We start from the raw sequence: 12,182 nt of genomic DNA, 5'->3' as shown, positions 1-12,182 counted from the left end.
CCCGCTACAGGCGGTCGCGGGCGGGCAGGTAGCGGCGGGCCGGCGCGGCGGCGAGGGAGGCGACGACGAGGCGGCCGGCCGGATCGCGCAGGCAGCCGAAGACGGCGACGTGCAACGGGCGCGCGGCGGGCAGGGCGAAGCCGTCGTCGAGCTCGTAGCGAGTGTTGGTGACCTTGCGGGACTGCGCGGCCGGGTCGTTCGCCGCGATCGGCGGCGCGTCGGGCCGCCAGACGACGAAGACCTCGGTGCAGCCGTCGGGCCAGACCCAGCGAAGCCTGCCGGCGACGACGGCCAGGTCACGGGCCGGCTCGAGGGCGTCGGCGGGGGTGCGGGTGAGCAGCCGGGTGCGCTCGTCGTCGTCCGCGCCGGCGTCCGGGTCCGTCGCCGTGGCGGGGCTGACGGGCGGCTCGGCCAGCGCGCCCGCCGCCGGCCGTTCGGCGGGGTCCGCCGCGGGCTCGGCCACCGGGACGGCCGGCGGCTCGGGCTCGGGCTCGACCACCTGGGGCCACACGGCGGGCCGCGACCAGATGTCGCCGACGCCGGCGCGGACCTCGTAGCCGGGCAGGTCGGCGCCGGCCCGCACTCCGCCGTCCTCGATGTAGGTCGCCTCGGTCGAGCCGACGGTGCGGGCCGAGCCGTCGGCTCCGATCCTCGTGACCCGGTAACGGACCCCGGGGGTGGGGGACGGAGCCCAGCGCACCTCGACGGCGCCCGAGCCACGCGTGACCGCCAGCGCCGAGGGCGGAGCGAGGCTCTCGGCGAGCAGGGCGCGCGCCGCGACCGAGTCGGTCACCAGCTCGAGCGCCGCGAGCGCCACGGCGGCGCGCTCGGACGGCCCCCCGGCGGGCGCGGACGCGACCAGTTCGGCGGCCTGGCGCAGCCGCTCCTCGATCCGCGCGGTCACCTCGGCGAGCTCGGCGCCCTCCGGGCCGGGCACGTCGCGGCCAGTCCTGGCGAGGCTCTCGGCCAGCCGGCTGGCCTGCTCGAGGCGGCCGTCGGCGACGGCCCTGACGAGCTGGGCCCACCACTCGATGGACCGTCGGACGGCGGCCTCGATCTCCTCGCCGAGCTGGCGGATCGGGGGCAGCGCGCCGCCCGCGAGCTCCTGCGCCAACGCGCGCCCGTCGCTGGCGGCGATCGGCGTCCCGGCCTCCAGCGCGGCCCTGGCCTGGGCGAGCACCTCCTGCCAGCCCGGATGGCCCGGCCGCGCGCCGGTCGTGCCCGGACCGGGCCGGGCCGGTGGGCGGGGCTCGACCCGCGGCGTCGGCGCCGGCAGCGGACGAGGCTCCGTCCGGGGCGTCGGCGCCGGTGTCGGAGTCGAAGTGACCGGGGCCGCCGGGCGAGGCTGGGTCCGCGGCTCGGCGGCGCCACCGAGCGCGGCGGCCACGGCGGCCTCGTCGAGGCCTTCCTCCCTGGCCAGGGAGCGGACCAGGGCGGTGGCCCTGGCCGGGTCGAGCCCTTCGTCGCGCGCCAGTTTGACCAGGGTCCTGGCGTCGTCCGGGGTGAGCCGGTCCTCGACGAGCAGCGCCGCCTTGAGCCGGGGGCGCAGCACCTGGGCCGCCGCCGCGGCGAGCGCGTCGAGGTAGGCCTCCGGGTCGCCGTCGACGAGCAGGGTGGTCACGGCGGCGAGCAGGTCGTCGATCAGCGCGCGGCGCCGGTCGGGCCGGCGGGCGCGGTTGCGGGCCGCCGTCTCCTCGCGGACCGCGCGGATCGTCTCCCGGTCGGCGCCAGGCGAGATCCCGAGCAGCTCGAACAGGCTGCGGGGCGCGTCCTCGCCGACGATCCGGCCCAGCTCCTCCAGGTCGGCGCGGACCTGGCGGAACACCTCCGCCGGCACCTGGCGGCGCCCGGTGCTGGCCGGCGCGCCCGCGCCGAGCCGCTTGTGGTGGGCGATCCGGGCCTCGAACTCGGCGTCGCTCACGCCGGCCGCCGCGGCGATCGCCCGCAGTCCGGCGATCTTGTCCTCGGGCAGCCCGCCGAACCGTTCGACGAGCCGGGCCGCGGCCGCGTCCAGGGTCTTGAAGCGCTCTCCTTCGCGCTCGGACCGGGCGAGGCGCACCCGCTCGGCGAGCTCGGTCCGCGAGGCGCGCGTACGCAGCGCCTCGGAGAGCTCGTCGTGGTGGGTCAGCAGGCCGAGGATGACGCCGCGGTAGCGGGGATGGTCGCGGCTGCGCTGCCAGAACGCCCAGACCGCGTCGATCTGGGCCGCGACAGCGGTGTCCGCGAGGGTTGCCGCCTCGTCGAGCGGGATGTCGTACACCTCGAACGGGTCGCTGTACTCCACACCGCCGCGGGCGTGGATCGGCCCAAGTACCCGGCTTCGGTAGTCATTGGCGTCGAACGGCCGCATTGGTGATTCCGCCCTCCGTCGCCCTTCCCGCATCCGCCAGGAACGTTCTCGTCGGCCGCCGGGTGCGCGGGAAAGGCTCGGGCGCGCACCTCCTGGCCGTCGGTCAGGTCCAGCCGGTCGGCGGGCCGCCTAGCCCGCCGCGCCGGAACCCGGGCCCTGGGCCCTTTCCCGGGCCGCTGTCGCCGGGCTTGCTGAACCGGCTCGCGTCCCTGGACCGCCGGGCCCGCGCGACCTGCTCGCGCTCGCGCGCGACGTCGGCCTGGCTGAGCGCGGCGGACGTCTCCACCCGCACCGTCAGCGCCCGGTCCGCGAGCCCCTCGTGCCGGGCGGTGACCTCGAGGATCCCGTCGAAGCCCATCCGGAACGTGATCTCGATCTCCGTGCCGGCCGGGTAGCCGGGCGGGATGTCGGTGATCTCGGCGGAGGCGATGATCTTGTTGTCCTCGATCCGGCGGGACTCGGTGCCGCCGGCCTGCTCGACGACGTAGACCGTCACCGTGTCCTGGTCATCGCGGACCGTGCCGAACGGGCGCTTGACGATCACGGGCAGCCGGTCGTTGCGATGCACCAGGAAGACCGCGCCGTGCTCGCCGAAGCGGTCGAGCGCGAGCACGCCGAAGCCACGAGAGATGACGTTGACGACCTGCACCTCGACGGTGCGGCGCACGCGGGCGGGCGGCAGGCCGAGCGCCTCGGCGAGCCGCCGGCAGGCCGCGTCCAGGTCGGCCGGGTCGGCGGCGTCGACGCCGGCGCCGTCGGCCAGCTGGCCGCGGGTCACCAGGTCGTTGACGACGAGGCGCTCGAGGGCCTTCTTCTCGCCGTAGAGCGCGGCGCCCCGGGCCACGGCCAGGTCCGGGTCGTTGAGCTCGACCGGGACGTTGAACTCCTCCGCGAGCCGCTGGGCGACCGCCGGCATCCGGGACGCGCCGCCGACGAGCAGCACCCGGTCGACGCCGCGCACCCCCCGGGCCCTGGCGGCGTCGATGGCCGCGTGGGTGAGGATGACCGTGCGGTCCAGCAGGCCACTGGTCAGCCGCTCCAGCTCGGCCCTGGTCACCTCGACGTCCAGCTCGGCGCCCGCGTGCTCGACGCGCACCGTCGTCGTGGCCGCGTCGGTCAGCTCGCGGCGGCCCTGCTCGGCCGCCAGGGCCAGCGCCTGCGCGGACGCGCCGTCGTCGAGCAGGTCGGGCAGCTCGGGGTGCGCGGCGGCGAACGCGTCCGCCAGGTGCAGCACCAGCTTCTCGTCCCAGTCGGCCCCGCCGAGCTGGTGGTCGCCGTCGATCGCCACCACCGAGACCCGCCGGTCGGCCAGCTCCACGATCGTCACGTCGAACGTGCCGCCGCCCAGGTCGTAGACGAGGGCGACCTCCTCGTCGGCGGCGCTCGGGCCGGCCAGCGTGCGCCGGTTACCCACCTCGAACCGCGCGAAGCCGTAGGACAGCGCCGCCGCCGTCGGCTCGTTGATGACGTCGATGACGTTGAGCCCGGCGTACTCGCCGGCGAGCACCGTCGCGCGGCGCTCCTCGTCGCCGAAGTAGGCCGGCACGGTGATGACGACGTCGCGGACCGGCTCGCCACCGGTGAGCTCGGCGTCCGAGACCAGCGCCGACAGGATCAGGCCGCTGACCGCCGGCGCGGACCAGGCCGTCCCCGGCGAGGTCCCGCCGGGCGCGAACCGCCAGTCGCCGTCGCCCATCCGCCGCTTGACCAGCGAGCAGACGTCGTCCGGCCGGGAGCGGGCGAGCTGGCGGGCGGTCTCGCCGGTGATGTAGTCGTCGGTGCCGACGAACAACACGACACTCGGAAGCGTCAACGAACCGTCCAGCAGCGGCACGATCTCCGCCTCGCCGGCCGGGGAGACGCGGGCCAGGCAGCTGAAGGTGGTCCCGAGGTCGATGCCGAAGACAGTTCCGTCGCCGGCCAGCCCGGATGAACCACCACGTCGTGCGCGCACAGGCAGAAACCTATCCGCTTCGGGACCACTTCGGGCTTCGGACTCCCCGTGGAGGCCGCCGGGTAGAGTAGCCGGCCGTGCACCTCTCTCGACATCGGTAGCCGCCCGAGCTGGCCGCTCAGGCTGGTCAGTGCCGCGCACGAGCGCCCGTCGGCCTCCCCCGCGCCGCGATGTCTGTCTGGGAGATGACACCCAGAGCCTCCAGGCCGCGCCACGCGGCCCGCGGCCGGGACGACAGCCAGCGCGAATGCCGGGCGACCCGCGTCCCCTACCCAAGTCCATGTGAGAGGTCAGGTTTCTCGCGATGAGTGACGCCCCGATCGTCCGGCCCGTCGCGATCAGCGGCTTTCCCGAATGGCTTCCCGGGGTACGGGCCGTCGAGCTGGACTGGCTCGACCGGATCCGCGCCACCTTCGAGCGCTACGGCTTCTGCTCGGTGGAGACCCCGTCGGTCGAGTCGCTCGACGTTCTCGCCGCGAAGGGCGAGACCTCGCAGGAGGTCTATGCGCTGCGCCGGCTGCAGGCCGAGGCCGGGGACGACAGCGGCCGGCTCGGCCTGCACTTCGACCTGACGGTGCCGTTCGCCCGCTACGTCGCGGCGCACTTCAACGACCTGACGTTCCCGTTCCGCCGCTACCAGATCCAGCGGGTCTGGCGGGGCGAACGGCCGCAGGAGGGCCGGTTCCGCGAGTTCACCCAGTGCGACATCGACGTCATCAACGTCGACCAGGTCCCGCTGTACTTCGACGCCGAGCTGCCGCGCATCGTGCACGAGGTGCTCACCGACCTCGGCATCCCCGCCTGGACGCTGAACGTCAACAACCGCAAGCTCTTGCAGGGCTTCTACGAGGGCCTCGGCATCGAGGACCCGGTGGCGGTCATCCGGGTGGCCGACAAGCTCGACAAGATCGGGGCGGACGGCGTCGCGAAACTGCTCGTCGACCAGGTCGGGCTCTCGTCCGCGCAGGCGCGCGCCGTGCTCGACCTCGCCGCGGTGAAGGCCGACGGGTCGGCCGCGGTTGTCAAGGCCGTCGGCGGGCTGGGCGTGAAGTCCGACCTGCTCGCCGAGGGACTCGACGAGCTCACGTTCGTGCTCGACGAGCTCGCCGACCTGCCGCCGGGCAGCGTCGTCGCCGACCTGTCGATCGCCCGTGGGCTGGATTACTACACCGGCACCGTCTACGAGGCGAAGTTCGTCGACTGGCCCGGCTTCGGCAGCATCTGCTCCGGTGGCCGCTACGACGACCTGGCCGGCTCGTTCATCCGGCGCAACCTGCCGGGCGTCGGCATCTCGATCGGCCTGACCCGGATCTTCGCCAAGCTGGTCGCCGAGGAGCTCATCACCCCCGGCCCGGCGAGCCCGGCGGACGTCCTGGTGGTCATCCCGAGCGCCGAGCGCCGCCGCGCCGCGGTCACCACCGCCGCGGCGCTGCGCGCCCGCGGCCTGAAGGTCGAGACCTACCACCAGGCCGACAAGCTCGCGAAGCAGATCCGCTACGCCTCCCGCAAGGGCATCGGCGCCATCTGGTTCCCGCCGTTCGAGGACGGCCGCCCGCACGAGGTCAAGGACATGGCCACCGGAGACCAGGCCCCCGCCGACCCTGAGACGTGGACTCCCTGAGACGTGGGCTCCCGGAGCCGCCCGGCCCCGGTCGGTTGACGGCCCACCGGAAGCTGGCGGGGACCAGCGATCGGTGGGCCGCTCGACCGGGCGGTGACGGGGGCGGAGCCTCCCGGCCGTTCGACGCGGCGGGCACGCGGCCTCCGGCTCCGCCGGAGGCGAGTACCGGTCGCCGCGCCGGTGACGACCGCCGGGTAGGCCTTGGGAGCGGTCGCCTTCTCCGGTGTACCACGGTCTCGGGCCCGCGCCGCCGTCCTCATCCGGCCGGGTGACCGGACGGGCGGGTGGGTGCGGACACCGCCTGATCGTGCGGACTCGCCCGGGGAGTCCGGATCTGTGCCGGTCGTCGTGCTTCGACGGGAAATCGGCGACGGACATGTCGATGGAGCCTCGGCCAGGCTGTGGTCAGGCGGTGGCCAGGCGGTCGGCGTCACCAGGGCCAGTAGTCGGAGCGGTGGCTCCCTGGCCGGCGAGGCCGGCCGGGCGGTTACGGTGGATCGGCCGCTTCGTCGGGCGGCGGAATGATCGTGGAGGTGGCAGTGCGAGTTCAGGTGATCGCGCGGACGGAGTTCCTGCCGCCGGCAGACGTGCCGTGGGAGACCGACGCCGACGGCGGGCAGGCGCTGGCCGAGTTCGCCGGCCGGGCCTGCTACCAGAGCTGGAACAAGCCGAACCCGGCCACGGCCACCAACGCCGGCTACCTGCGCCACATCCTCGACGTCGGCCACCTGTCGGTGCTGGAGCACGGCACCGTCACGGTCTACATCACCGGCGTGTCCCGCAGCCTCACCCATGAGCTGGTCCGCCACCGGCACTTCTCCTACAGCCAGCTCTCGCAGCGCTACGTGCCCGAGCGCGACGCCGAGATGGTCGAGCCGGACGTCATTGCCGCCGACCCGGAGCTGCACGCGCTCTTCGAGGAGGCGACGGCCGCCTCCCTCACGGCCTACTCGAAGCTGCTGGAGGGCCTGGAGAAGCGTTTCGCCGAGGTCGCCGCGCCCACGTCACGGCGCAAGCAGGCCCGCCAGGCCGCCCGCTCGGTGCTGCCGAACGCGACCGAGACCAGGATCGTCGTCACCGGCAACTACCGCGCCTGGCGCCACTTCATCGCGATGCGAGCCAGCGAGTCGGCCGACGTCGAGATCCGTCAGCTCGCGGTCATGGTCCTGCGTGAGCTCCAGAAGGTCGCCCCGAACGTGTTCGCCGACTTCCGGCTCTCCACCCTCGACGACGGCACCGAGGTCGCCTCCAGCCCGCTCGTCAGCGAGGGGTAGGAAACACCCAGCGTCGAGGCGCGAGGGCGGCCCGGAGACGCCTCAGAGGTCCAGCAGGGGGTCCAGACCGACGGTGAGCCCGGGGCGGGACCCGATCTGGCGGACGGCCAGCAGGACGCCGGGCATGAAGGAGACGCGGTCGAGCGAGTCGTGGCGGATGGTGAGGGTCTCGCCCGAGCCGCCGAGCAGGACCTCCTGGTGGGCCACCAGGCCGGCGAGGCGGATCGCGTGGACGGGGACGCCGTCGACCGAGGCGCCGCGGGCGCCGTCCAGCGCCGTCGTGGTGGCGTCCGGGCCACCCGGGGTGAGTCCGGCCTCGCGGCGGGCGGCGGCGACCAGCTCGGCGGTGCGCCTCGCGGTGCCGCTCGGCGCGTCGGCCTTGTTCGGGTGGTGCAGCTCGACGATCTCGACGGACTCGAAGAACCGGGCGGCCTGAGCCGCGAAGCGCATCATGAGCACCGCGGCGATGCCGAAGTTGGGCGCGACGAGCACGCCGACGCCCGGCGCGGACGCGAGCCAGCCGCGCACCGTCGCCAGCCGCGCGTCGTCGAACCCGGTGGTGCCGACGACGGCGTGCAGGCCGTTCTCGACGCACCAGCGCAGGTTGTCCATCACCGCGCCGGGGTGGGTGAAGTCGACGACCACCTCGGCCTTGGTCAGCGTCGCCAGGTCGTCACCGGCGTCGACGGCGGCGACCAGCGCCAGGTCGTCGGCGGCCTCGACGGCCGCGCAGACGGTCGCGCCCATCCGGCCGCGCGCCCCGAGCACACCCACATTGATCATCACTGAGCCACCCATCACCCCTGCGCGAGCACGCCCACGGGCCCGCGGCGCTCAGCCAGCCTAGCGACGGGGCGGCACGCGCCGGCGCCGGTCAGGAGAGCAGCGTGGCGAAGTCGTTGTCGTTCTTGAACGGGCCGATGACGCCGAGGCCCCACGGCTGGGCGACGAGTTCGCCCGCGATCGCCCGGACGTCGTCGAGGGTCACCGCGTCCACCCGCTCGAGGACCTGGTCGACGGAGAGCAGCTCGCCGTGGACCAGCTCACCCTTGCCGAGCCGGCTCATCCGCGAGCCGGTGTCCTCCAGCCCGAGGACGAGCGAGCCGCGGGTCTGGCCGCGGGCGCGGTCGAGCTCGCCGGGGGTGATGCCGTGCTCGGCGATCCGCCTGACCTCGTCCCGGCAGATCTCCAGCACCTCGCGGGCCCGCTTGGGCGCGCATCCGGCGTACAGGCCGAACAGGCCCGCGTCGGCGAAGTGGGTCGCGAACGAGTAGACCGAGTAGGCGAGCCCGCGCTTCTCCCGCACCTCCTGGAACAGCCGCGAGCTCATCCCGCCGCCGAGCGCCGTCGACAGCAGCCCGAGGGCGAAGCGGCGCGGGTCGCGCCGGGACATCCCGGCGGTCCCGAGCACCACGTTCGCCTGCTCGGTCGGCCGGCGCGACACCAGCAGGCCCGGCTTGCCCGGGTAGCCGTAGGCGCCGGAGCGCGGCCCGTCCGCGTCCGCCGGGCCGGTGAGCCGGTCGGCGAACGCGTCGGCGACCATGGCGAGCGTCCGGTCGTGGTCGATGTTGCCGGCGACCGCGACGACGAGCGCGGGCGGCGTGTAGCGGCCCCGGTAGTAGTCGGCGATCGTGTCCTTGTTGAGCGACTCGATCGAGTCGGTGGTGCCGAGCACGGGCCGCCCGAGCGCGGACGCGCCCAGGACGGCCTCGGCGAACACGTCGTGGACGACGTCACCGGGGTCGTCCTCGTGCATGGCGATCTCCTCCAGGATCACGCCACGCTCCGCCTCGACGTCGTCCGCCGTGATCAGCGAGTTCGCGACCATGTCGCAGACGACGTCGACGGCCATCGGCAGGTCCTCGTCGAGAACCCGCGCGTAGTAGCAGGTGTACTCCTTGGCGGTGAAGGCGTTCAGGTCGCCGCCGACCGCCTCGACGGACGCGCTGATCGTCAGCGCGTCCCGGCTCGGGGTGCCCTTGAACAGCAGGTGCTCCAGGAAGTGCGAGCAGCCAGCCGTCGCCGGGTCCTCGTCGCGCGAGCCGACGCCGACCCAGACGCCGATGGCCGCCGAGCGCACGCCTGGCACCTGCTCGGTGAGCACCCGCAGGCCGCCGGGCAGCACGGTGCGCCGCACCGTCCCGGCGAGCAGTTCCTCGGTCGGCCGCCCGGCGAGCAGCGCCTCGGCCCGCGTCGAAGGGGCCTGGGTCGGGTGGATCTGCGTCACTACGCCTCTACCTCGGTCACTCCGCTGGGTTGCCGGGGCCGCCCACGCCCGTCGGCGTACTGCATCCTCGTCGAGATCCTCGTCGAGCGAAGCCCGACAGGAGGTGAAAGTGGCCGCATTGAGCAGACATTCCCCCTCCGCTCCCCCGCCCTGAGCTCACCGGACGGGGCGTGCGGATGTTCGTCGAGCGAGACTCGAAATCAGGGCTTCGAGCGTGCTTCGGGAACCAGGTCCCCGAAGCGGACATCGCGGGCGGGCCCGCCGGAAGCCGCCCTCGGGAACTCCCCGGGGCCGCCCCGGGGGACCCACCCCCCGCCGGGGGCCCGGGGCCCCCCCCCGGCCCCGGGGGGCCCCCCCGGGGCCCCCGCCCCCGGCCGCGGGGGGCCACACCCCCGGGGCGGAGGCCCGGGGCCCCCGCGCGGACCCGGTGGGCCCGCCCGTGTCACGCGTCCGCGGTGGCCGCGGCCTCCTCGGTCGCCGGGGAAAGGCTGATCTTGCCCCGGCTGTCGATCTCGGTGATCTCGACCTGCAGCTTCTGGCCGACGGAGAGCACGTCCTCGACCTTCTCCACCCGCTTGCCGCCAGAGAGCTGCTTGAGCTTGCTGACGTGCAGCAGGCCGTCCTTGCCCGGGGTCAGGGACACGAACGCGCCAAAGTTGGTGATCTTCACGATCGTGCCGAGGTAGCGCTCGCCGACCTCGGGCATCTGCGGGTTCGCGATCGCGTTGATCGCCGAGCGGGCGGTCTCGGCGGACGGGCCGTCGGCCGCGCCGATGTAGATCGTGCCGTCGTCCTCGACCGTGATCTCGGCGCCGCTGTCCGCCTGGATCTGGTTGATCATCTTGCCCTTCGGGCCGATGACCTCGCCGATCTTGTCGACCGGGATCTTGACGGAGATGACCCGCGGGGCGTGCTCGGACATCTCGTCCGGGCCCTCGATGGCCTCGGCCATGACGTCGAGGATCGCGAGCCGCGCGGCGCGCGCCTGCTGCAGCGCGGCGGCGAGAACGCCGGCGGGGATGCCGTCGAGCTTGGTGTCCAGCTGCAGCGCGGTCACGAAGTCCCGGGTGCCGGCGACCTTGAAGTCCATGTCGCCGTAGGCGTCCTCGGCACCGAGGATGTCGGTCAGCGTGACGTAGGCGTCACCCTCGCGGATGAGGCCCATCGCGATGCCCGCGACCGGGGCCTTGAGCGGCACGCCCGCGTTGAGCAGCGACAGCGTGCTCGCGCAGACGGAGCCCATCGACGTCGAGCCGTTCGAGCCCAGCGCCTCGGAGACCTGGCGGATCGCGTAGGGGAACTCCTCGCGGCTCGGCAGCACCGGCAGCAGCGCCCGCTCGGCGAGCGCGCCGTGACCGATCTCGCGGCGCTTCGGCGAGCCGACCCGGCCGGTCTCACCCGTCGAGTACGGCGGGAAGTTGTAGTTGTGCATGTAGCGCTTGGTGCGATCCGGGTTGAGCGTGTCGACGGTCTGCTCCATCCGGAGCATCGCGAGCGTCGTCACGCCCATGATCTGCGTCTCGCCCCGCTCGAACAGCGCCGAGCCGTGCACCCGCGGCACGTAGTCCACCTCGGCGGACAGCGCGCGGATCTCGGTGGTGCTGCGGCCGTCGATGCGCAGGCCGTCCGCGACGACACGCTGGCGGACCAGCTTCTTGGTCAGCGCGCGGTAGGCGGCGGCGATCTCCTTGTCCCGGCCGTCGAACTGCGGGCCGACCTTCTCGACCGCGAGCGCCTTGACCCGGTCGAGCTCGGCCTCGCGCTCCTGCTTGCCGGCGATCCGCAGCGCGGCGGCCAGCTCGTCGCCGACGGCGGCGGAGAGCACGTCGAGCACGTCGTCGGTGTAGTCCAGGAAGACCGGGTACTCGCGGGTCGGCTTGGCCGCGGCGGCGGCCAGCTCCCGCTGGGCCCGGCACAGCTCACGGATCGCGGGCTTGGCCGCCTCGAGGCCCGCCGCGACGACCTCCTCGGTCGGCGCGGGCGCGCCGCCCTCGAGCAGCGTCACGGTGCCCGGCGTCGCCTCCGCCTCGACCATCATGATCGCGACGTCGGAGTCGTCCTCCAGCACCCGACCGGCGACGACCATGTCGAAGGTCGCCCGGGCCAGCTCGGAGTGCGTCGGGAAGGCCACCCACTGGCCGTCGACGTAGCCGACCCGGGTCGCGCCGATCGGGCCGGTGAACGGCAGGCCGGCGAGCGTCGTCGACGCGCTGGCCGCGTTGATCGCGACCACGTCGTAGAGCGTGTCCGGGTCGAGCGCCAGCACGGTCTCCACGACCTGGATCTCGTTGCGCAGGCCCTTGGCGAACGACGGGCGCAGCGGCCGGTCGATGAGCCGGCAGGTCAGGATCGCGTCCTCGCTGGGCCGGCCCTCCCGGCGGAAGAACGAGCCGGGGATCCGCCCGGCGGCGTACATCCGCTCCTCGACGTCGACCGTCAGCGGGAAGAAGTCCAGGTTCTCCTTGGGCTGCTTGCTGACCGTCGTCGCGGACAGCACCATCGTGTCGCCGAGGTAGGCGACCACGGCGCCGGCGGCCTGCTTGGCCAGCCGGCCGGTCTCGAACCGGATCGTCCGGGTACCGAGGGGGGTGGTGACGACCGCCTCGGTCGCCGTCGTCGAGTCATCCACGCGTTGCTCCTCCATCCTCTTCGCCTGCCCGGTTCGAGGCGAAGGGATGCCGGTGCTCAGTCGTGGGCCCCCCGGGGCCCCCCCCCGCGGCGGCCGCGGGGGCCGGGGGGCCCGGCTGGTAAACACC

The 12,182-nt window shown here is 74.1% G+C and carries 7 protein-coding genes; 2 read left to right on the top strand and 5 right to left on the bottom strand.

Annotated features, from left to right (window positions below; all coding sequences use genetic code 11):
* Nucleotides 1-4: 4 nt before the first annotated feature.
* Both I6A81_RS34645 and I6A81_RS34640 read right to left on the bottom strand, forming a co-directional pair.
* Nucleotides 5-2,350, bottom strand: coding sequence for a hypothetical protein (locus tag I6A81_RS34645; protein WP_203002444.1), 2,346 nt, complete (start codon nt 2,348-2,350; stop codon nt 5-7).
* Between the two features lie 103 nt (nt 2,351-2,453).
* Entirely contained in the window at nt 2,454-4,304 is a 1,851-nt protein-coding gene (locus I6A81_RS34640) for an Hsp70 family protein (protein ID WP_307875120.1), read from the bottom strand.
* 304 nt (nt 4,305-4,608) lie between these two features.
* On the opposite strand from I6A81_RS34640, the gene hisS reads away from it, so the two are divergent.
* Both hisS and thyX read left to right on the top strand, forming a co-directional pair.
* Entirely contained in the window at nt 4,609-5,925 is a 1,317-nt protein-coding gene (hisS, locus tag I6A81_RS34635; RefSeq protein ID WP_203002445.1) for a histidine--tRNA ligase, read from the top strand.
* Between the two features lie 521 nt (nt 5,926-6,446).
* Complete coding sequence (thyX, locus tag I6A81_RS34630) at nt 6,447-7,199, top strand: FAD-dependent thymidylate synthase (protein ID WP_407661425.1); 753 nt, start codon at nt 6,447-6,449, stop codon at nt 7,197-7,199.
* Nucleotides 7,200-7,241: 42 nt separating this feature from the next.
* Here thyX and dapB read toward each other — a convergent pair whose 3' ends face one another.
* The 3 genes from dapB to I6A81_RS34615 all read right to left on the bottom strand — a co-directional run bounded on the left by dapB (nt 7,242) and on the right by I6A81_RS34615 (nt 12,055).
* A complete protein-coding gene (dapB, locus tag I6A81_RS34625) occupies nt 7,242-7,982 on the bottom strand; it encodes a 4-hydroxy-tetrahydrodipicolinate reductase (protein WP_203002446.1) in 741 nt (246 codons plus the stop codon).
* Nucleotides 7,983-8,073: 91 nt separating this feature from the next.
* Entirely contained in the window at nt 8,074-9,426 is a 1,353-nt protein-coding gene (locus I6A81_RS34620; protein WP_203002447.1) for a M16 family metallopeptidase, read from the bottom strand.
* A gap of 442 nt (nt 9,427-9,868) precedes the next feature.
* Nucleotides 9,869-12,055 (bottom strand): polyribonucleotide nucleotidyltransferase, encoded by a 2,187-nt coding sequence (locus I6A81_RS34615; RefSeq protein ID WP_203002448.1) that lies wholly within the window; start codon nt 12,053-12,055, stop codon nt 9,869-9,871.
* Nucleotides 12,056-12,182: the final 127 nt, after the last annotated feature.

This window comes from Frankia nepalensis, from assembly GCF_016786325.1.
Lineage (GTDB): Bacteria > Actinomycetota > Actinomycetes > Frankiales > Frankiaceae > Pseudofrankia > Pseudofrankia nepalensis.
Note: the sequence above shows the minus strand (reverse complement) of the source record. Positions and strands in the feature narration are given on the sequence as shown.

What these genes read in the sequence shown, in the direction of transcription:
- I6A81_RS34645 (WP_203002444.1), bottom strand. Translation starts at nt 2,350, where the DNA reads ATGCGGCCGTTCGACGCCAATGACTACCGAAGCCGGGTACTTGGGCCG.
- hisS (WP_203002445.1), top strand. Translation starts at nt 4,609, where the DNA reads ATGAGTGACGCCCCGATCGTCCGGCCCGTCGCGATCAGCGGCTTTCCC.
- thyX (WP_407661425.1), top strand. Translation starts at nt 6,447, where the DNA reads ATGATCGTGGAGGTGGCAGTGCGAGTTCAGGTGATCGCGCGGACGGAG.
- dapB (WP_203002446.1), bottom strand. Translation starts at nt 7,982, where the DNA reads ATGATCAATGTGGGTGTGCTCGGGGCGCGCGGCCGGATGGGCGCGACC.